Here is an 18,526-nt window from a genome sequence, read left to right as displayed (position 1 = left end):
CGATCTATAACGTGTTTCGGGTTGGCTTTTGAAAGGTCGGCGAGCTTGCCGTAATCGGCTTTATATTCGTTCACGTCCTTGAGTTTGAGCTGTTTCACCGCGTCGGTAATCCAGCCTTTGCTGAACGATTCCCAGCCGAACATGTCCACCGGGCGGGAGCCGAGCATCGTCCACATGGCGAGTTCGACCGCGCCAGTGTCGGAGCCGGCGACTATCCCTATCCTGTAATCCTTCGGCAGGCCGAGCACTCTTTTCATACGTTCGGAAACTTCGTTGAGGCGGGCTTTCCCGGGTTTGGAGCGGTGCGAGCGGCCGACCAGCGCGTTTTTAAGGGCTTCCACGGTCCAGCCGGGGCGCTTGGCGCAAGGGCCGGACGAAAAATTGGGACAATTTGGTTTTTTAGTGGGTTTTTCCATTTTCTTTTCTCCTTGAAAAGTACACCTGCATTATAGACACATAAGCCCGTAATGGCAATATCCTGAAACAATAAAAACGCGAAACCGCCTGCCAGGGCGGTTTCGCGTTCATTTACGGGGATTATTATTGCTTTCAGTTCAGCCGCACGGCTTTGTGCGGGCAGACTGCTGCGCATTTCCCGCAGCCGATGCATTTGGCGGGATCCACGACAGCGGTTCCGCCCAATACGCCGTTTTTCTGGGTCACCGCTCCTGCGGGGCAGGCCCGGCGCACGGCGCAGAAAGGCGAGCCGTCGCACAGTTTTTCGTCAATATACGCTTTTTTATCCGGCATTGTCGGCTCCTTGTTTGACGCCCAGCACTTTTTCAATGGCTTCCTTTACTCCGGCCTTGGGCAAAGCGCCCTGCACGACGGCGGGTTTGCCCGTCTGCGGCACGAACAGCAGGGTGGGAATGCTCTGGATTCCGAACGCGGCGGAGAGCTCCTGCTCCTCGTCCGTGTTCACTTTGTAAACGTCAACTTTTCCGGCGTATTCCTCAGCCACTTCGGCAAGCACCGGCGAAAGCATTTTGCACGGCCCGCACCATTCTGCGTAAAAATCCACTATGCAGGGCCGCTCTCCCGAGAATTTCCATTCGCTGCTGGCCTGGTAATCGAATACTTTGGTTTTAAATGACTGCGCTGTAAGGTGTTCCATGACGCGCCTCCTCGTTTCTTGCCTTCACTCATTAGACGCGGAAGCGGGCAAAAAGGATCCGCGGGTATTTTTTACGCGGAGTTCCTGAGCTGTTCTTTCAACAGTGCTCGGCCCCGGTGCAGGCGCGCTTTAAGCGCGGCGAGCGTAATGTTAAGGCGCGCGGCCGCTTCCGCGTTGGGCAGACCCTCAATATCGCATAACGTTACGGCGAGCCGGTAGTCCAGCGGCAAGGCCGATAACGCGGCGTTGACCGCGCGGGACAGCTCGTTTTTAATCGCGTCCTCGTTTGCCGACGCACCGGCCGGATGGCCTTTCTGGTTATCTTCCGGCAGTTCCGTCCAGCCGCGGATTTTCGCGCGGCGTATCCGGTCGAAACATTTGTTCGCGGCGATCCGGTACAGCCAGGTGCTGAACGCCGAGTTGGCCTTGAATGTCTTTATATGCGTAAACGCCGAGAGCATGGCTTCCTGCGCCACATCCTCGGTTTCGGACGGCATTGCCGCGCACACGTTTGCCGCGATGCCGAAAAGCCTGTCCCGGTATTGCAGGGCGAGGGTTTCAAACGCGGCATTGTCGCCCAGCCGGGCGCGGGCTATCAGGTCGGTTTCGTTATCCGGCATACCGCATAATATTAGGTTATTGGACGGGGCGGGTCAATGGAAAGTCGGATCGGGCACGGCTCCCGGCCTCATATGCACTCGGCCCCGGCCGCGCCCCCGGCTCGCGGTCGCGCATGGCGCGACATCGCTCCGCCTTTCGATCCTTCACGCAGACCAAGCAGTTGGTCTGCTTTTTCGGGGGTATGAAAATACCCCCAGGCCAAGTCGGATCGGGCACGGCTCCCGGCCTCATATGCACTCGGCCCCGGCCGCGCCCCCGGCTCGCGGTCGCGCATGGCGCGACATCGCTCCGCCTTTCGATCCTTCACGCAGACCAAGCAGTTGGTCTGCTTTTTCGGGGGTATGAAAATACCCCCAAGAAGGATCGAACTTCTATCCCCTGCTTAGAAGGCAGGTGCTCTATCCATTGAGCTATGGGGGCATTGCGGCTTGAAAAAACGCAAACCGTACCTATATTATACCGTCGCGCGGGGTGTATTGTCAAAAAACGCTTCGCATATTCGCAAAATAGTATAAAATATATAATCTGATTAGAGGTTGTACTAATGGCACGAACAAAACTGCTCGATTTCTCGTATTCGCGGATGAATCTCTATAAGGAATGTCCGCAGAAATATAAATTCCGCTATATTCACAAAATACCGGAAAAACCCAAAACCTATTTTTCATTCGGGCACAGCATACACGCCTCGCTGGAATTTCTGTACCGGGTGGATGCGCCGCCTTTCCCGTCGCTCGACGAGGTGCTGCGCGTCTTCGAGCGCGACTGGCACACCAAAACTCCTGAGGAAAAAGGCTATTCCGACATTTCCAGGGAGCATGACGATTTCCTGCACGGCATAAAACTCCTCACCGGCTATTACGAAAAACACAAGGCCACGCTTGCGGTGCCGGTTTCGGTGGAAATGTTCGTCAAGCTCCCGATTGACGGGCTTAACGTGATTTCCGTGGTGGACCGCATTGATTATCTGGGTGACGGGCAGCTGTCCGTAGTTGATTATAAAACCGGCAAGACGGTCGTGAAAGAGCCCGCCCAGCTCAATATGTACCAGAAGGTCATAGAAACGTCGCCGGACGTCAAAAATCTGGTGGCCGCCAAAACCGGCTACTCCGGCGCGATCAAGGTCGCGCGGATGAGTTTTTACCAGCTTGAAAACCTCAAGGAAAATGTTTTCGATCCGGCGTCCGTTTTCGAAATCGAAGCGTTCTGGAAAGAAGTGCTTGCCGTGGCGGACAATATCCGCGCGGAGAAATTCGAACCGACGCCCGGCGAAAAAGCCTGCCGGTTCTGCGATTATAAAAATCTGTGCCCGGTGTTCGCGTCCGGCCGGCTGGCCGAGCCGGCGGGCCCGGCTCGGCCCGGCTGCGCCGCGCCTGCCGTTTCCCCCTCCGCCGCGCCCGCGCAAGCGGCGCCGGCGAAAGCCGAGCCGGCGTTCCCATCCGATCCGCTGACCGACAAGGTGGACCGCTACGGCGAACTTTTCGCCCGCCACGAGGAGCTGGGCCGCGATCTGGACGCACTGCGCACCGAAATAATCGCGCTGATGAACGACAAGGAATATGTCCAGCATTTCGGGCGCAAATACAAGGTGCGGCTTAAAACCTGCGGGAACTGGTCGTTTCCAGACCGGCAGAAAGTGATTGAATTTTTAAAGGAAACCGGCCTGCTTAAAAAGGTGCTCGTGCCTACCCAGACTACCGTGGAAAAACTGCTGGCGGACGAAGCCGTGGACGAGGACGCCCGGGCCGCCCTGAAAAAACTGGGCCGGTATAACCGGCAGTCGCATCTCGACTGCTCCGGCATTGACGACTGATGAAAGACTGTTTTATCGTTCTGGATCTGGGCAGTTCCAGCGTGCGCGCGATGGCGTTTTCAGCCGACGGCGGGACGGTGGCCGTTGTCCGGCGTCCGATCCGGGCGGAATTCCCCCGGCCCGGCCTGGCGGAGTATGACGGCGCGTTTTTTGGCGACTCCGCGCTGGGCGCCTATCACAGCCTGCTTGACGAAATCCGGCCGGCCGGCTGGTCGCCGGTGTCGCTTGGCGTCACCGGGCAGCGCTCCACTGTCGCGCTGTGGGATCGCGCGAGCGGCGAGATCCTCGCTCCGTTCTTGAGCTGGCAGGACGGGCGCGCCTCCATGATGCTCGACACCGTGTCCGCCACGCAGGACGAGGTGCACGCCATTACAGGGCTTTATAAAACGCAGTATTACGCCGCTCCCAAAATCGCCTGGGCTATTGAAAACCTGCTGGAAGTGCGCCGTGCCGCCCGCGCCGGGCGGCTGTGCGCGGGGCCGCTTAACGCCTATGTCGTCTGGCGGCTTACTTGCGGAAAAGTGTTCGCCTGCGATCCGACACACGCCCAGCGCATGCTCATATACGACATCCATAACCTGCGCTGGGATGACAGGCTGATCAGCGAGTTCGGCGTATACGCGTCCGCCCTGCCGGAAGTGCGCCCGTCGGTGGGTGATTATGGACTGTGCGCCGATACGGGTATTCCGATCCGGGTTTCGATCGGCGACCAGCAGTCTGCGGCGATCGGCATGGGTGTGGTCGGCGCGGGCCAATCCGCCGTTAATTACGGCACGGGCGCGTTTTTCCTGGCTAATACTGGCGCGGACGCCGCGGATGTGCGCGGCCTGCTTACTTCGATCGCGTGCCAGAACGGCGATGAAATTTCCTATCTGCTGGAAGCCAGCGTAAATTCGGCCGGTTCCGCGCTTGACTGGCTTAAAAGCGTCGGGGTTCCGTTTAATTACGACGATTGTGAAAAATTGTGCCGCCAGTCTGTCAATCCGGTCATGTTTCTGCCCGCGCTGGGCGGGCTCGGCTCGCCGTACTGGGATTTCGACGTTTCGCCCGTCATCACCGGCATTTTGCCCACCACCACGACGGCCGATATAGTGCGCGGCGCGCTTGACGGAATAGCGCACTGCATAGCCGACAACGTGCTGCTTATGCGCAAGAGCGGAGTCGTTATTAACAGCGGGCGCGCTTCGGGCGGGCTGTCCGACTGCGATTACCTGCTTTCTTATCAAAGCGCGATCTTCGGGTTCCCGCTGGAGCGCGCGGCGGTTAAGGAAATAACGTCGTTTGGCACGGCATATCTGCTCGCGCGGGACGGCGGGCTGGAGCCGGCCGGATGGGCCGGGCTTGCGACTGACCGGGTTTTTATGCCGGAACTGGGCCCGCAGGAAGTGGAATCGGCGCTGGCGCGCTGGCGCGATTTCTCGCGGTTAAGCATCGAACTGGGCCATCGGCTTGCCGGATAATTTGCCGGATTCTTTTTTTGAGCACGCCCCGCGTTGAATTCAGCGGGGCGTGCCTTTTTACAAGACAAGCGTGCCGGGTTTAAGGCTGTTTTGCGGGGCAGCGGGAGGCCAGATTCTGTAAATAATGGCCCGCCGCGATAGCCGCGCGCGCGCCGCTTGCCGCGGCGATCACAGCCTGCCGGTAGTACGGGTCCATCACGTCGCCAGCCGCGAAAACCCCGTCTTTGGAGGTGCGGCAGTGCGCGTCGGCCCGGATATAGTTTTCGGTGTCCAGTTCCAGCTGGCCTTTCACAAGGTTTATATTGGGAATCGTGCCGATCGCCACAAACGCGCCGCTGCAGGCAAGCGTGCGTTCCGCGCCGGTTTTGATGTTTTTGACTTTCAGGCCGTCAAGCGCGTCTGCGCCGGTAAATTCGACCGGCACGCTGTCGAGCGCCAGCTCGATTTTCGGGTTCGCTTTGGCCGCAGCCACCAGAATCTCGTCCGCGCGGAACTCGTAGCGCCGGTGGACGAGATAGACTTTGTTTACAAATTTTGTCAGGAAAATCGCGTCCTCCAGAGCGGTGTTTCCGCCGCCGATCACGCACACATCCCGGCCTTTCTGGAAAAAGCCGTCGCAGGTGGCGCAGCTGGAAACTCCGTGCCCGCGGAATTTCTCTTCCGAGGCCAGCCCCAGCCAGCGCGCGTTCGCGCCTGTGGCTACTATGACTATCGGGGCGCAATACTGTTGGCCGCCGGCCAGTGTCGCCACATAAGGCGGTTTGTCCAGTTCAAGGCGGTCGGCGTTGTCGCGTATGATTTCGATGCCCAGTTGCGCGGTTTGCTTGTGTATCCGGTCTATCAGTTCGAACCCGCTTGGCGCGCCGGTCGCGCCGGGGAAATTCTCGATGCTGTTGGTATATAAAAGCTGTCCGCCGGGCACCGAGCCGCCTATCAGCGCGCAGTCGAACCCGGAACGTGACGCGTAAATCGCGGCGGTGCAGCCGGCCGGGCCCGCGCCGATGATAATAATGTCTTTTTGAATCATGGTTTCCCGCCCCAGTGACAGAATATGGACTTTAATAATGAAAGTATAATAAAGCGCGCGCAGTTTTACAACTCGGCTGGTGCCCGGTTAATTCTTTTTTTGTTGTATTCGCGGTTAAAAGCGGCGGCCCAGTCGCGGCGCAGGGTGTCGGCCTCATGGTCGGCGGGCCAGAAGTTGAAGGTCTGGTGGATTTTGTCCGCGGGAAAGACGGCGGTTTTTTCGTCCTGCTCCAGCGAGTTCTTCCAATCGGCGAGCAGCTGGTCTATCCGGGCCAGCTTGCCGGTTTCCGCGGCTTCCCTGGCGGCCAGATAGGTTATGAATTTTCTGTGCGAAGCGGTGTGTTTCGCGGGCACCGGGGCGCCGCGGGCTGAGGCGGCGCTGTCGCCGTAATATTTGGCCAGCGCGCGGCGTTTTTCAAGGCAGGGCAGGAAGGTATTGAGGTCAATCAGGCCGCGCACACGGCCGTTGTCCCAGCCCAGGCGGCGGTAGAACGCGCTTTCGTCCCGCTGCGCCTGCTCCAGCCGTGTTTTTGCCGTGTCAACGACACCGATGAGCGAAGCGAGATAGCCGGCCTGCGCGTTCGTTTGCGCGGAGTTTTTTTTGCGCGCGTTCGCCGCGCCGGCCGCGCTAACCGAACCGGCCGCGCAAAAAAAGGCCGCCAGCGTGCAAAGCCACAACGCCTTTTTCATGCAACAAGACCCGCCTTGTGCAGCATTTCCCGCACCAGTCCGACCGGCAGGCCCACCACATTGTCGAACGGACCGACGATTTTTTTTATAAGCGTGTCGTCGTTGTCCTGCACGGCGTAGCCGCCGGCCTTGTCGAGATGCTTGGCTGCCAGCTCCCGGAGCTGCGGTTCCGTAAGCCGCCGCGCGCGGCAGCGGGAAATTTCATAGCCGCACAGTTTCACGTTTTGGTTTTTCAGCACCAGAGCCACTCCGGTGTATACGGTCTGCCAGGAGTCGTTTTCAAGACGCAGCAGTTCCAGCGCGTCGGCTTCGTCCGCCGGTTTGCCCAGAATCCGGCCTTTGCAGTATACAATGGTGTCGGCGCCCAGCACTGTCCGGCCGGGATAACGGCCGGCGATTGCGAGCGCTTTTCGCAACGCCAGTTCCTTTACGATGGCGGAGGGCCTGGTAAGGACTGTGTCTTCCGGCACGTCCGGCGCAACTGTTTCAAAAGGGATCCTCGCCTGCGCAAGCAGGTCGCGGCGGCGCGGCGATTGGGAAGCAAGTATGAGTTTTTCCATAGAGTCTTTTCATGCGCGCGGGTCGCGCCGGCAGCAATCCGTTATCCATGCCAGATAAGCCGGATTGCCGTGCGTGACGGGGAGCGCGATTATTTCCGGCACTTTATAAGGATGTATTTCCCTGACAGCGCGGATCAGCAGTGGCACCAGCGCGGTTTCCGTTTTGACCGTTAACAGAATTTCGGAGGCTGTTTCCTGTTTCCCCTCCCACCAGTAACGCGATTTTATGGCCGGAAGGATGTGCACGCAGGCCGCCAGTTTCCGCTCCAGCAGGCGAGAGGCGATGGTGTCGGCGGTGGCGGTGTCGGGCACCGTTATCAGAACAACGCTGTGCCCGGTACTGCTTTGTGTGCGATTATGTTGAATTTTCATCGTTATTTCAGGAATTACAGCGCCACGCCTTTATTATACGCCTTCATGGTGTTTTTGCGGTTGACCGGCGAGATCAGCCCGTTTTCGGTTATTATGGCGGTGATGAGCCGGGCGGGTGTCACGTCGAAAGCCGGATGCCGGGCCTGCGCGCCTTCCGGCGCGATCCGCAGGCCATTGAACCGGCATACTTCGCAGGAGGCGCGTTCTTCTATGGGGATATCCGCGCCGGTTTTCATAGCCGGGTCTATTGTCGGGACCGGTGCGGCTATGTAAAACGGAATTTTGTGGTATCTGGCCAATACCGCTAGCATGTAGGTGCCGATTTTGTTGGCCGTGTCGCCGTTAGAGGCAATCCTGTCGGCCCCGGCGATCACCGCGCTTATTTCGCTGGTAGCCATGATATGAGCCGCCATATTGTCGGTGATGAGGCTGGCGGGCACCTTGTTATGCATCAGCTCGTACATGGTAAGGCGCGCGCCCTGAAGATAGGGCCGCGTTTCGAGCGAGTACACCCGTTCGATTTTGCCCTGCTCAAAAGCTTTGTATATGACGCCCAGCGCCGTGCCTATTCCCGCGGTTGCCAGCGTGCCCGCGTTACAGACCGTGATTACCGTGGAACGTTTTTTCAGCAGTTTCGCGCCAGTTGCCGACAGCCGTTCATTGGCCCGCACGTCTTCGTCAAAAACGGCCTGCGCCTCCTGGTCGAGCAGTTCGGTCAGTCCGGCGAGCGACCGGTTCGTGAAGTCGCTGTGCGCCGCCATGTAGTCCAGCGCTTTGCCGTGCAGCCGGTCAACCGCGTAGGCTAAAGCCACTGCCGTCGGACGCGCGGCTTTCAGAGTGCTGGCGGCGGCGTCAAGCGTGTGCCGCGCGCGCGCCCAGTCGGGCGGGGTTTTCGCCCGCAGCGCCAGCGCGTAACCGTACGCGGCGACGCAGCCGATAAGCGGCGCGCCCCGCGTAACCATGTCTTTGATAGCTTTTGCGGTTTGGTCCGGCGTTGCCGCCCGCACAAAAACGGTTTTCGCGGGCAAGAAACGCTGATCGAGAATGTCAAGACGGGAATGCCGCCAGACAAGTTTCTGTATCATTTCCGGTTACGGAATGGAATCCATCACTTTGCGGAGCGCTTCTTCGCTTTTGCCGCTTATTTCAACGGTTTTTTCGCGGCCCTTTGCGCCGCGGATGATGTTTACTGCGCCGGCCGTCACGTCAAAAAAATCCGCCAGAAAGCCACGGAGCGTGTTGTTCGCCTCATCGTCCAGTTCCGGCGACACGACTTTTACTCGCAGCACGCTGCCTATTCTGCTGACTACTTCGTTATCGGGTGATTTGGGTATGATTCTTACTTTTACGATCATCTCTTTCCTCCCGGGAGTGCGCCGTGCGTCAGCCGGCGTTCAGTCGAAAATAGCGCTTCCTATGCGCGGCAGCGTGGAACCTTCCTCCACCGCCACTTCAAAATCCCCGCTCATGCCCAGCGATAAAACCCCGCCCGCCGGAAAATCCGCGTCAAAAATCTGTTTCATGTGGCGGAAATACGGGCGCAGTGCCTCCGGGTTTTCCGCCACTGGCGCGATCGCCATATAGCCGTTTACTTTCAGGCCCGGCAGTTTGGCCGCGGTTTCCGCCAGCGCGCGGGCTTCGCGCTCGTTCAGGCCGCCCTGCGTGCCGAGCGCGGTCAGTTTTACCTGCATCAGAACCGGCATGACCAGCCCCGCTTCCTGCGCCTTGCGCGCCACGGCCTGCGCCAGATGCAGGCTGTCAATGGAGTCTATGCTGTCCGCGAATTCAACCGCCCTGCCCGCCTTGTTGCTTTGCAGGTGCCCTATAAAGTGGCGTTTGACCAGATTCCGGTATTGGGCAAGCGGCGGCCCGGCCCACCTTTTGACGGCGTCCTGCGCTTTATTCTCTCCAATACATGAAATGAGGCCGTTGTTAATCAGATCCGCTACGGCGGCCGGGCTGGCGTATTTTGTTACCGCCATAACGGAAACGGTGCCGGGTTCCCTGCCTCCGCGTTCGCATGCGGCGGCAATGCGCCGAGCAACTTCCGCGAACCTGCGGAGCGGCTGGGAATCTGTGTGTTCGGTTGCCTGCGTGAAATTGCCGTTTCCCACTTGCATATTCTATCAAAATTTGGTTATTTCCGCAACCCGGCAGGGTTATGCGGCGGCACGGCAAAACAGCACCCGCCTGACCGGCGCGGCGACAGCGGAAACTGGATTTGTCAGGAAAATGTTTTGCGCAGGCCGTCGGCAAGCGTAACCCAGCCGGTTTTGCCCGATGCATTCATCCACGCGGCGGGTGAAGCGGTCCAGTTGCCGGCGCCGGCTTCGCGGGCTTTGTCGGCGTTGAATACCGGTTTGGCGCCGGTAAGGGCCGCCAGTTTTCCGTAGACGTTGCCCGCAAATTTGACTACAGCCGGCGGCAAAGTCGCTATAATCGGGGTGGGCTTATGCATGGCGATCGCCATCGTGCTGATAAAATATTCCCACGAATAGGCGCGCGGTTCGCAGATGAAAAATTTTCCGCCGTTCAGTCTGTCAGCGTTGTCGAGCGCGGTGATGAAGCAGTCCGCCGCGTCTTCCACAAAGATGAAACTGAATTTCGTGTCGGCCGGTCCCGCGCTTAACATCAGGCCACGGCGCACCCAGGCGGCTAGGGTGTCTATCCCGGCGTCATTCTTGCCGTACACTACAGCCGGCCGCAGAATTACGCGCCTGACCCGATCCGGCAGGTTCGCCAGTTCGCGTTCGGCGGCGAGTTTGGTGCGCCCGTAATCGGAAACAGGAGCTTCCGGCTGGGTTTCGGTCCGGGGCGAGGCCGCGTCGGGCGACGCGCCCGCCGCCGCCAGGCTCGACGCCAGCACAAACGTCTTTACCGAACATTCCTGCCGCGCGCACGCCGATACCAGCGCGCGGGTGGGCTGGACGTTGGCTTTCTCGAATTCTTCATAACTGGTGGCCGCCACCGCCGCGGCGAGGTGGAGCACCGCGTCGGCCCCGGCGGTCGCGGCGAGCAGGGTCTGCGGGTCGTCATAATCGGTTTTGACGTATTCCACGCCCGGCTGGCCGGCTGGCCGGGGGCGGCGCGTGCCCAGCCGCAGTTTAATATCCGGCCGGCCGCTTAATCTGGCGATAATGTTACGGCCCAGAAAGCCGGTCGCGCCGGTGATCAGTATTGTTTTCATTTTCCGCCGGAGGATGCAGGTTCGTCTGCGGTCGCCTGTTTTGCGGATTTTTTTGCTTTTTCGGAAATTTCATCCGCTTTTTTTTCCACTTTTTTCGCCGCTTTCGCTATTTTTTCCGCAGCAATGGCGGCCACCGGCGCGGCGCGTTTGTCCAGCGCGTTCACCGCCTTGCGGGTTTCGGCGGTGACGGCCTCGGCGGTGCGTTTGCCGGCCCTGTCCAGTCCGAAAGCGGTGAGCCCGTGTTTGATGTCCTTTCCGGTGGGCAGCTGCCGGTTTTTGAGTTTGGTTATCACGCGCACGCCGTCGGCCTGCGGCATCACATACGCCAGCGCGAGCCCGATAACGGCGAACAGCAGTATGTTTTCCAGGAATTTCAGCGGGCCGAGCAAAAACCTCAGCATGTTAAGCACCAGCCCGCCCAGCATGATGAACAGGCTCCACAGCGTGAATGACAGCGCTGCATACAGCAGGCCATGCGGCCCGAGGTACGGATAACAGACTACGAAAGCGAAATGCACCAGCAGGTTTATGGCCAGACGTTTTATCATGCTCATCCGTTGCCGCTGTTTCCGGCGGCTTACTGCGCTATTTTAAATTCCACATGAACCGCCAGTTCCTGTTCTTTGTAGCTGGCCGGCAGCGGCGGCAGCGGCGCGGAGTTCTCCACACTGGTCAGCGCCGCCAGATTGAACAGCTTGTTGCCGGAGCTTTTTTCAACGTCAATTTTGCGTACGGTTCCGTCCCGCCTGACGAAAAACGCGATCACGCAGGAAATGTTTCCGCTGCGCGGCATCCGAGACGACCACTCATTCCATAAAGCCAGCCGCACCTGCGTTATGTACCAGGGATAGGGAAAGTTCGGAAACTGCGCCGAAATCCCGGTCGGAGCAGCGTCTCCCTGCGCGGCGGCGTTTTGCGGCGCGGACGGGCTTTCGGCAGGTTCCTCTTCGAGCACGCTGGGCGCGGTCAGTTTTTCCGGCTCACTGGCCGCGGGCGGATCCTCTTTCAGAACTTTTGCTTTGTCTTTCGGCGCGCGGAATTTTTCGCTGACCGGTTTCGCCGGCCTGGTTTTCCTGGCGGGTTCGGTTTTAGGCGCCGGCGCCGCCGGTTCGGGCCCGGCGGGTTTTGAATCGCTTACCGGGGCGGCTTCCGTGCCGCCTATGAAATCCACGGTATAGGAAGGAAAAATCTGCCGTGGCGCGGCGGGCTTTACCAGCAGCAGCGCCGCCAGAAGCAGTCCCGCGTGGGCCATGCCGGAATACAGATAGTAACGGCGCATTTCCATCAGTTCTGCCTGATCCTGTCCTCTACGCTGATGCCGAGTCTAGCCGCGCCGAGTTTGCGCGCGGTATCAAATACCCGCACCACCATGTCCACCGGCACCGATTTGTCAGCCTGCACCAGCACCGTTTTGCGGCTGGAACGGGCCAGCCTGAGGATAAGCTCCTCCTCCAGCTGCGCAACGCGGATCCGCTTGCCCAGCACGCTCACGCGCCCGTCTTTCTGGATTTCAACGGTGATGACGCTGTCGTCCGCGGATTCTTTCGCGCCCGTCGAGGATTGCGGCAGCTGCACCGTTATCTGCGACTGCACCAGCGCGGGCGTAAGCACCATGAAAATTATCAGCAGGATAAGCGAAATGTCTATCAGCGGAATCATGTTCATTTCCGCCATCAGTTCCCGGCGTTCACGGTTGCAGCGCATCAGGAGTGCTCCTTTTATAGGCCCGCGTTGCGCACGGTCGGCGCGACGGGCGCGGCGCGGCGCGGTTCAGGCCCGCCGGGCAGCGGCTCCGGCGGCGCGGGGCGCATGATCCGGCCCGACGCGGAAACCGGGAGCGGTTCGTTCCCGGCATCATCGTGCTGCAGCATCAGATTGAGTATTTCTTCTGACGCGTATTCCATCTCTTTGGAAAACCGGTTTGTCCGGCTGGTAAAATAATTGTAGGCGAATATGGCGGGAATGGCCACAAACAGTCCTGCCGCGGTGTTGACAAGCGCTTCCGCTATGCCGGCCGCCACGACCGACGCGCCCGCCCCGGAATAGGCCGACAGATCCTTAAACGCCTTCATTACGCCCAGCACCGTCCCGAACAGCCCGATAAACGGAGTGGTGCTCCCGATCGTGGCCAGTATCGGCAGTTTTTGCTGAAGCCGGGTAACCTGCCAGTCTATGGCGGACAGGATGTATTCGCGTTTCTCGACAGGGCCGCCCTGCGCGTGCAGCGCGCGGGTGAGAATTTTTGCGGCGGGAGTTTTATCGCCCTCGCATGTTTCGCGGGCCTTGTTTTTCTGGCCGGCACGCACAAGCCGTTTGATTTCCTTTATGAATTCGTCCGCGTTCGCCAGCGCCTTGCGGTAATGGGCAAAACGTTCGAATATTATTCCCAGCGAGTAAATTGACAGCAGCGCCAGCAACGCCAGTACCGGCCCGCCCGCCATGATAAGTTCTTTCCAGCCCGTGTGCATTGAGCCTCCCGTCAGTCGGATACGAAATTATAACATTTATGCCGCTGCCGCGGCAGAGCGGCGAATCAATATATGGATTTTTAATTTACAGCGCGTTTACAGAACGCCAGGACGGCTCCTGCGGCAGCCTCAATAGCGCGAATAAATCGCTATTTACAAAAAAAAGGTTTTATGTTAAGATCTGTTTACCAGGGCTGCCTCCCTCACCTACCCCCCAAAATAGGCAGCCCTGCCATTTTAGACGCCGCGCGCCGGAATATCCGGCGCGCGGCGTTTCAAATAAAGTTGTGCTGCGGAGAGTCAAAATCCTATAATGTTCTCATTAATCCGCACGGGGAAACTATGGCGCAACAGCATGATTTGAAACTGGCCGGCAAACTGCGCGACGCGCGCGCTCTGATTTTCGAGCAGCTCGGGCGCACCGTCGTAGGCCAGACGGAAACCGCCAGTCAGATTCTGATTACCCTGTTTTCCGGCGGGCACGCTTTGCTCGTCGGCGTGCCGGGTCTGGCAAAAACCCTTATGGTGTCCACGCTCGCGGAAATTCTGGACCTGAAATTCAGCCGCATCCAGTTCACGCCGGATCTCATGCCGTCCGATATAACCGGATATGACATTATCGAGCAGGATCATGAAACCGGCAAGCGCGAGGCCCGCTATATCGAAGGGCCCGTGTTCGCGAATCTGCTGCTTGCCGACGAAATCAACCGCACTCCGCCCAAGACCCAGGCAGCCCTGCTGCAGGCGATGCAGGAAAAGGAAGTCACTTTCGGAGGGGTTACGCGCAAACTCGCGCCGCCGTTTTTCGTGCTGGCGACCCAGAACCCGATCGAGCAGGAAGGCACTTATCCCCTGCCGGAAGCCCAGCTGGACCGGTTTCTGATGCAGATCAACGTGGGCTACCCGTCCCGGCAGGAGGAAGAGCTGATCGCCTCGTCCGCCGCGCCTGCCGCCGCTTCCGCGCATAAAGTGCTGGACCAGCGCGAGATGACGGAGCTTCAGGAGCTGGTGCGCGCCGTGCCGGTGCCGCGGGAAATTATAGAAGCGGCGGTTAAAATGGCGCGCTCGTCGCGCCCGGACGGCGATGCGCCTGATTATGTGTCGAAATGGGTGACGTGGGGCGCGGGGCCGCGCGCTTCCCAGGCGCTGGTGCTGGCGGCCAGGGCGCGGTGCCTGCTGGAAGGCCGGTTCGCGGTTTCGGCCGACGATCTGCGTTATGTGGCGGCGCCGGTTTTGCGGCACCGCATCATCACGGGGTTTCAGGCCGAGGCGGACGGGATCCGCCCGGACGAGATTATCAGCCGGCTGGTGGCGGAGGCGTTATGAAACAGTTGGATTCCCTTCAGAAAATGATGTTTTTTTCGGGCCTTGCGCTGGTTACCGGCGGGGTTGCGGTTTTTGGGCTTATACAGATGCGGCCTGTCCGCCGTCCCGATTTTGCCGCGGCGATGGCGCGCGCCGACAATTATCTGCTGCGCCAGAATTACGCCGGCGCGTTTAAAGTGTACGACCGGCTGGCCAGGTATTACCCGCATAGCGGCGAGCTTTTTTTAAACCGCGGACTGGCGCATTTCCGCACCGCCAACTTTACTCGCGCGCTGGCGGATTTCGGGCGGGCGGCGCAGGATAAAAAAGCCGCCGCGCTGGCGTTTCAATGGTCCGCCACGATCTATTCGTTAAAGCGCGATTATGCCGCCCAGCTGGCAGCCGCCGAATCTGCCATTGCGGCCGGCGCCGACACGCATGACGCCTATGCCCTGCGCGGACTGGCGCGCGCGGGGCTGGGAAAGCCCAAAGAAGCGCTTGCCGATATTGATGCCGCGCTGTCCAGAAACAGCGAAGACGCTTTCCTGCTTTTACGAAAAGCGGAAATCGAATATGGCCTGTCAAATTTCAAAGCCGCACGCCGCGACGTGAGCAGCGCGATAGAATGGGGCCCCGGTTATCCCGACGCTTACGCGCTGCTGGGCAGGCTGGAACTGAAAGCGGGCGCGGCGGACAAAGCCGCGGCCGCGTTTGAAAACGCACTTCGGATTTCAAACGGCGAAGCGAAATACGCGCGGCTGCTCGCGTCCGTAAAGCCCGGCGCGAAACAAAAACAGAACGGAACCGGCGGCAAGGCGGCTTCCGCGAAATCCGGCAAGTCCGTTAAATCCGCAAAGCCCGCCAAAACCGGCAGTGCGGCAAAGCCCGGAACGGCGGGCAGGCGTAAATGAAATATATTGATAACGCCGCCATCGCCCGTATCCAGAAACTGGGGCGTGTGCGGATAGGGCTGGATTCGGTGCAGGGCATGGCCGGACCACATAAAAGCGCGGAGATCGGGTTCGGGCAGGAGTTCGTCCAGCACCGCCAGTATTCGCGCGGCGACAGCGTACGGTTTCTTGACTGGAAAGTGTTCGCCCGCACCGACCGGATGTACGTCAAGCAGTTCCAGGAGGAGAAGAACCTCAAGATCTGCCTGCTGGTGGACGGTTCGGCCTCGATGGATTTCCGCTCGCCGCTTGCGCTTTACACCAAATGGGAATACGCTTGCCGGCTGGCGATGGCGCTGTCGGCCCTGTTTATTCTGCAGGGCGATTCCTGCGGCGTCTGCGTGCTCAAGGACCGGATATCGCTTAAAACCCGTCCGGGCAACACGCTTTCGTCGCTGGAGGAATTTGACGGCGCGCTGGGCTGTGCCAGCCCGTCCGGCAAAGGCGATATGCGCCGCGCGATTTCCGATTTTCTGTCCGGCGGAGGCCGCGGCTGCGCGGCGGTTCTGCTGACCGATCTGCTCGAAGAAAACGATGCCGCGCTGCGCGCCGCGCTCGCGCTTAAAACGCCGCGCAATTCGGCTACGGTGCTGCATCTGTCCGATCCGGCCGAACGGCGTTTGCACTGGAGCGGCCGCACCGAACTGCGGGATATGGAGGATAACAGCCGCCTGGATTTTGATCCGGCGGTTTTTTCCGGCGAATACGAGCGCGAATTCGCGCGCTGGAGCGAGTTCTGCCGTGTTACGCTCAACCGCACGGGGATCGGCTGCCTGCCCTGTTCCACTGACGCGCCGGTGGTGTCGGTGCTGGAACGGATCGCGGCCATGTTTGCGCGGCGGTAGACGATGAGGTTTCTTGCGCCGCATCTTCTGTATTTCCTGCCGCTTGCGCTGCTGCCGCTTGCAATTTATTATCTGGTTCTGAAACGCGCGCTGAAAGTCAATTTTCCCGGGCTGTACCTTGTAAGAAAAGTTTATCTGAAAAATTTGCGCGGCCGGCGGTTTTTGCGGGCGGCGGTGCTTGGCCTGCGCTGTCTGGCGGTTGGACTTTTGATTCTGGCGTTCTCGCGGCCGGTGCTGGAGCGGCTGCCGGGACGGCTGCCTGCGGAGTCCGCGCGGGACGTGCCGGTCAGTGCGGTGGTTCTGCTCGACCTGTCCTACTCCACCCGGGCGGAGTTTGCGGGGCGGCCGGTGTCCGCCATTTTAAAGGATGCCGGTTCAAGCATCATTTCGCGGTTAGGGCCTGCCGACAAAGTGGCCGTGGGCGCGTTTTCCGACCGCTGGGAAGGCGGTCCGCTCTCCTGGGAGCCGCCGGCCCGGGCGGCGGCCCGGCTGGCGGGAATGACGCCGTCGTGGCGGGTCACCGATTACCGGCCCGCGCTTGAAAAGGCGTTCGCGTTTCTGGGCGCGGAAAAAGCCGGCAAGAAGGCGGTTATCGTTTTGACGGACGGTTTCGCGCGCGGGTTTAAGGGGTTGGGGCCAGACGGCGCGGCTTCCGTGCGCGGCTACTCGCCAGAGGTGGAGCTTTACGGCACGGCGTTGCCCGCCGGGCTGGACAACAGGTGGGTTTCATCCGTTTCCTTTAACGGGGCAGGCCTGCTTGACGGCGGGTTTAAAACGGTTCCGCTGCTGTCGGCGCAGTTCGGCGGGATCGGGCGGATACGGTCCGGCGCGGCCGCCGCAGGGCAGGTTAACGGTCTGGCTCTGCGTCGTGTCGCCATCACCGAGCGGCAGGCCGGAACCGGTTTTGCCAGCTGGCCCGCAGGCGGCGCGGCTGGCGGGACGCTGACGGGCCGCGTTTTTATGGAGCCTGACGCGCTGCAAGCCGATAATTCCCGCTGGTTCGCTTTCCGCGTGCCGCGCGCGCCGAAACTTTTATGTCTGTCGTCCGATCCGCAGTTTCTGCTGCGCGGACACGGCGGCCATTTCCTCAAAAGCGTGCTGGGCGAAAACGTTACGGGTTTTTCCTGCCTGTTTTATGATCTGGCGCGGCTGCAGGACCTCGCGCTGTCGGATTATCAGGGTGTTATCGCGGCCGGTTTTTCCGAAATAACCGCGCGGCAGGCCGAACTGCTGCGCCGGTTTGTTCTGGCCGGCGGGCATTTGCTGCTGGTGGCGGGGCCGCAAACCCAGCCGTCGGCATTCCGGTTTATGGAGGATATTCTGCCAGTCCGTCCGCTGCGGGCGGAGCCGGCCGGCGGAGCCCGGGCGCGGCTCGTGCCGCCCGCTTCCGCCGGTGATTTTGACTGGGCCGGCTACCAGTTCGGCGATATAAAAATTTCGGGTTTTCTGCTTTCCACGTTATCGGACGGCGCGCAGGCGCGCTGGAAAATAAAGTACCGCGAGGCGGAGTATCCGGCGTTCGCGGAAATTACGGCCGGGAAAGGGCGCGTGTTTTTCTGGACGCCCGGCCTGGAAACGGCCTGGACCGATTTTGCGCTCCGCCCCGTTTTTCCCGTCTGGGCCGGTTACGCCGCGGCCCGGCTTGGCAACACGAGAATTTCCGTGCGGGGCCTGGGCGCGGTTATAGGCGAGCCGTTTAAATTGCCGGTGTCGGACGACTTGAACGGGCCTGTTGATTACACGCCCGCCGCCGGCCCGGCCCGGCAGGTCAGGCCGGCAAACGGTTTTTACGAGTTCCCGGATACCGACGAGCCGGGCATCTACCGGGTTGCCGCCAGGGCTTACGGCGGCGCGGACACCGCGTTCGCGGTCAATCCCGATTCGGGATCGGGCGAAAGCGTCACCGAACCCGCGCCCGCTCCGCCGTGGACGGTGCTGAAGTTTCAGGATCCCGCGGGCGATTTTTTCGCGCGCGCCGGCGGGCTGGAACTGTTCGGTCCGGTTCTGGCTTTTGCGCTGGCGCTGCTCGCGCTTGAATTTTTCCTTGCGGGGCTGGCATGAGGCGGCTGCTGTTGGGATTGTGCGCGGCGGTTTTTTGCGCGGCTGGCGCGGCCC

At 60.2% G+C, this 18,526-nt stretch carries 22 protein-coding genes and 1 tRNA gene; 6 read left to right on the top strand and 17 right to left on the bottom strand.

Annotated features, from left to right (window positions below; genetic code table 11):
* The 5 genes from PHW69_03390 to PHW69_03370 all read right to left on the bottom strand — a co-directional run.
* The coding region (locus tag PHW69_03390) for a hypothetical protein (GenBank protein MDD4004230.1) at positions 1–416 on the bottom strand (416 nt) is incomplete at its 3' end.
* A 133-nt stretch (positions 417–549) separates the two neighbouring features.
* Positions 550–750, bottom strand: coding sequence for a 4Fe-4S binding protein (locus PHW69_03385; GenBank protein MDD4004229.1), 201 nt, complete (start codon positions 748–750; stop codon positions 550–552).
* Positions 740–1,114 (bottom strand): thioredoxin, encoded by a 375-nt coding sequence (gene trxA, locus PHW69_03380; protein MDD4004228.1) that lies wholly within the window; start codon positions 1,112–1,114, stop codon positions 740–742. The genes PHW69_03385 and trxA overlap by 11 nt, the downstream gene beginning before the upstream one ends.
* Before the next feature lie 71 nt (positions 1,115–1,185).
* Complete coding sequence (locus tag PHW69_03375) at positions 1,186–1,734, bottom strand: sigma-70 family RNA polymerase sigma factor (protein ID MDD4004227.1); 549 nt, start codon at positions 1,732–1,734, stop codon at positions 1,186–1,188.
* Positions 1,735–2,083: 349 nt separating this feature from the next.
* A tRNA-Arg gene (locus PHW69_03370) sits at positions 2,084–2,155 on the bottom strand.
* A gap of 124 nt (positions 2,156–2,279) precedes the next feature.
* Here PHW69_03370 and PHW69_03365 point away from each other — a divergent pair.
* Together PHW69_03365 and PHW69_03360 are read left to right on the top strand one after the other, a co-directional pair.
* Positions 2,280–3,548, top strand: coding sequence for a PD-(D/E)XK nuclease family protein (locus tag PHW69_03365; protein MDD4004226.1), 1,269 nt, complete (start codon positions 2,280–2,282; stop codon positions 3,546–3,548).
* On the top strand, positions 3,548–5,008 hold the full coding sequence (locus tag PHW69_03360) for an FGGY family carbohydrate kinase (protein MDD4004225.1): 1,461 nt from the start codon (positions 3,548–3,550) through the stop codon (positions 5,006–5,008). The genes PHW69_03365 and PHW69_03360 overlap by 1 nt, the downstream gene beginning before the upstream one ends.
* A gap of 79 nt (positions 5,009–5,087) precedes the next feature.
* Here the strand turns inward: PHW69_03360 and PHW69_03355 are convergent, their stop codons facing one another.
* The 12 genes from PHW69_03355 to PHW69_03300 all read right to left on the bottom strand — a co-directional run bounded on the left by PHW69_03355 (position 5,088) and on the right by PHW69_03300 (position 13,311).
* Positions 5,088–6,035 (bottom strand): FAD-dependent oxidoreductase, encoded by a 948-nt coding sequence (locus PHW69_03355; GenBank protein ID MDD4004224.1) that lies wholly within the window; start codon positions 6,033–6,035, stop codon positions 5,088–5,090.
* 65 nt (positions 6,036–6,100) lie between these two features.
* Positions 6,101–6,724 (bottom strand): hypothetical protein, encoded by a 624-nt coding sequence (locus PHW69_03350; protein MDD4004223.1) that lies wholly within the window; start codon positions 6,722–6,724, stop codon positions 6,101–6,103.
* Positions 6,721–7,284 (bottom strand): Maf family protein, encoded by a 564-nt coding sequence (locus PHW69_03345; GenBank protein MDD4004222.1) that lies wholly within the window; start codon positions 7,282–7,284, stop codon positions 6,721–6,723. Before PHW69_03345 ends, PHW69_03350 begins: the two co-directional genes overlap by 4 nt.
* A gap of 9 nt (positions 7,285–7,293) precedes the next feature.
* Positions 7,294–7,656, bottom strand: coding sequence for a divalent-cation tolerance protein CutA (locus PHW69_03340; GenBank protein ID MDD4004221.1), 363 nt, complete (start codon positions 7,654–7,656; stop codon positions 7,294–7,296).
* Positions 7,657–7,670: 14 nt separating this feature from the next.
* Complete coding sequence (mtnA, locus tag PHW69_03335; GenBank protein ID MDD4004220.1) at positions 7,671–8,741, bottom strand: S-methyl-5-thioribose-1-phosphate isomerase; 1,071 nt, start codon at positions 8,739–8,741, stop codon at positions 7,671–7,673.
* 6 nt (positions 8,742–8,747) lie between these two features.
* Positions 8,748–9,011, bottom strand: coding sequence for a DUF167 domain-containing protein (locus PHW69_03330; GenBank protein MDD4004219.1), 264 nt, complete (start codon positions 9,009–9,011; stop codon positions 8,748–8,750).
* A gap of 39 nt (positions 9,012–9,050) precedes the next feature.
* Positions 9,051–9,770 (bottom strand): YggS family pyridoxal phosphate-dependent enzyme, encoded by a 720-nt coding sequence (locus PHW69_03325; protein MDD4004218.1) that lies wholly within the window; start codon positions 9,768–9,770, stop codon positions 9,051–9,053.
* Positions 9,771–9,880: 110 nt separating this feature from the next.
* Positions 9,881–10,843, bottom strand: coding sequence for an NAD-dependent epimerase/dehydratase family protein (locus PHW69_03320; protein MDD4004217.1), 963 nt, complete (start codon positions 10,841–10,843; stop codon positions 9,881–9,883).
* Complete coding sequence (locus tag PHW69_03315; GenBank protein ID MDD4004216.1) at positions 10,840–11,391, bottom strand: hypothetical protein; 552 nt, start codon at positions 11,389–11,391, stop codon at positions 10,840–10,842. Before PHW69_03315 ends, PHW69_03320 begins: the two co-directional genes overlap by 4 nt.
* Before the next feature lie 29 nt (positions 11,392–11,420).
* Positions 11,421–12,128, bottom strand: coding sequence for a TonB family protein (locus tag PHW69_03310; GenBank protein MDD4004215.1), 708 nt, complete (start codon positions 12,126–12,128; stop codon positions 11,421–11,423).
* Positions 12,128–12,547, bottom strand: coding sequence for a biopolymer transporter ExbD (locus PHW69_03305; protein ID MDD4004214.1), 420 nt, complete (start codon positions 12,545–12,547; stop codon positions 12,128–12,130). Before PHW69_03305 ends, PHW69_03310 begins: the two co-directional genes overlap by 1 nt.
* A 14-nt stretch (positions 12,548–12,561) precedes the next feature.
* The gene (locus tag PHW69_03300; protein MDD4004213.1) at positions 12,562–13,311 is read right to left on the bottom strand and encodes a MotA/TolQ/ExbB proton channel family protein; all 750 of its coding nucleotides are present in this window, start codon (positions 13,309–13,311) and stop codon (positions 12,562–12,564) included.
* A gap of 342 nt (positions 13,312–13,653) precedes the next feature.
* Between PHW69_03300 and PHW69_03295 the strand changes: the two genes are divergently transcribed.
* From PHW69_03295 to PHW69_03280, 4 genes are read left to right on the top strand one after another with little or no spacing between them, the layout of a single operon-like run.
* Complete coding sequence (locus PHW69_03295; GenBank protein ID MDD4004212.1) at positions 13,654–14,637, top strand: MoxR family ATPase; 984 nt, start codon at positions 13,654–13,656, stop codon at positions 14,635–14,637.
* Positions 14,634–15,527, top strand: coding sequence for a tetratricopeptide repeat protein (locus tag PHW69_03290; protein MDD4004211.1), 894 nt, complete (start codon positions 14,634–14,636; stop codon positions 15,525–15,527). The genes PHW69_03295 and PHW69_03290 overlap by 4 nt, the downstream gene beginning before the upstream one ends.
* A complete protein-coding gene (locus PHW69_03285; protein ID MDD4004210.1) occupies positions 15,524–16,411 on the top strand; it encodes a DUF58 domain-containing protein in 888 nt (295 codons plus the stop codon). Before PHW69_03290 ends, PHW69_03285 begins: the two co-directional genes overlap by 4 nt.
* A gap of 3 nt (positions 16,412–16,414) precedes the next feature.
* Positions 16,415–18,472 carry a VWA domain-containing protein gene (locus tag PHW69_03280; GenBank protein MDD4004209.1) on the top strand — a complete coding sequence of 686 codons (2,058 nt, stop codon included), beginning with the start codon at positions 16,415–16,417 and terminating at the stop codon, positions 18,470–18,472.
* Positions 18,473–18,526 lie beyond the last annotated feature (54 nt).

The sequence above is a fragment of the Elusimicrobiaceae bacterium genome (assembly GCA_028700325.1).
Taxonomy (GTDB): Bacteria; Elusimicrobiota; Elusimicrobia; order Elusimicrobiales; family Elusimicrobiaceae; genus JAQVSV01.
Note: the sequence above shows the minus strand (reverse complement) of the source record. Positions and strands in the feature narration are given on the sequence as shown.

What these genes read in the sequence shown, in the direction of transcription:
- PHW69_03385 (MDD4004229.1), bottom strand. Translation starts at nt 750, where the DNA reads ATGCCGGATAAAAAAGCGTATATTGACGAAAAACTGTGCGACGGCTCG.
- trxA (MDD4004228.1), bottom strand. Translation starts at nt 1,114, where the DNA reads ATGGAACACCTTACAGCGCAGTCATTTAAAACCAAAGTATTCGATTAC.
- PHW69_03375 (MDD4004227.1), bottom strand. Translation starts at nt 1,734, where the DNA reads ATGCCGGATAACGAAACCGACCTGATAGCCCGCGCCCGGCTGGGCGAC.
- PHW69_03365 (MDD4004226.1), top strand. Translation starts at nt 2,280, where the DNA reads ATGGCACGAACAAAACTGCTCGATTTCTCGTATTCGCGGATGAATCTC.
- PHW69_03360 (MDD4004225.1), top strand. Translation starts at nt 3,548, where the DNA reads ATGAAAGACTGTTTTATCGTTCTGGATCTGGGCAGTTCCAGCGTGCGC.
- PHW69_03355 (MDD4004224.1), bottom strand. Translation starts at nt 6,035, where the DNA reads ATGATTCAAAAAGACATTATTATCATCGGCGCGGGCCCGGCCGGCTGC.
- PHW69_03350 (MDD4004223.1), bottom strand. Translation starts at nt 6,724, where the DNA reads ATGAAAAAGGCGTTGTGGCTTTGCACGCTGGCGGCCTTTTTTTGCGCG.
- PHW69_03345 (MDD4004222.1), bottom strand. Translation starts at nt 7,284, where the DNA reads ATGGAAAAACTCATACTTGCTTCCCAATCGCCGCGCCGCCGCGACCTG.
- PHW69_03340 (MDD4004221.1), bottom strand. Translation starts at nt 7,656, where the DNA reads ATGAAAATTCAACATAATCGCACACAAAGCAGTACCGGGCACAGCGTT.
- mtnA (MDD4004220.1), bottom strand. Translation starts at nt 8,741, where the DNA reads ATGATACAGAAACTTGTCTGGCGGCATTCCCGTCTTGACATTCTCGAT.
- PHW69_03330 (MDD4004219.1), bottom strand. Translation starts at nt 9,011, where the DNA reads ATGATCGTAAAAGTAAGAATCATACCCAAATCACCCGATAACGAAGTA.
- PHW69_03320 (MDD4004217.1), bottom strand. Translation starts at nt 10,843, where the DNA reads ATGAAAACAATACTGATCACCGGCGCGACCGGCTTTCTGGGCCGTAAC.
- PHW69_03315 (MDD4004216.1), bottom strand. Translation starts at nt 11,391, where the DNA reads ATGATAAAACGTCTGGCCATAAACCTGCTGGTGCATTTCGCTTTCGTA.
- PHW69_03310 (MDD4004215.1), bottom strand. Translation starts at nt 12,128, where the DNA reads ATGGAAATGCGCCGTTACTATCTGTATTCCGGCATGGCCCACGCGGGA.
- PHW69_03305 (MDD4004214.1), bottom strand. Translation starts at nt 12,547, where the DNA reads ATGCGCTGCAACCGTGAACGCCGGGAACTGATGGCGGAAATGAACATG.
- PHW69_03300 (MDD4004213.1), bottom strand. Translation starts at nt 13,311, where the DNA reads ATGCACACGGGCTGGAAAGAACTTATCATGGCGGGCGGGCCGGTACTG.
- PHW69_03295 (MDD4004212.1), top strand. Translation starts at nt 13,654, where the DNA reads ATGGCGCAACAGCATGATTTGAAACTGGCCGGCAAACTGCGCGACGCG.
- PHW69_03290 (MDD4004211.1), top strand. Translation starts at nt 14,634, where the DNA reads ATGAAACAGTTGGATTCCCTTCAGAAAATGATGTTTTTTTCGGGCCTT.
- PHW69_03285 (MDD4004210.1), top strand. Translation starts at nt 15,524, where the DNA reads ATGAAATATATTGATAACGCCGCCATCGCCCGTATCCAGAAACTGGGG.
- PHW69_03280 (MDD4004209.1), top strand. Translation starts at nt 16,415, where the DNA reads ATGAGGTTTCTTGCGCCGCATCTTCTGTATTTCCTGCCGCTTGCGCTG.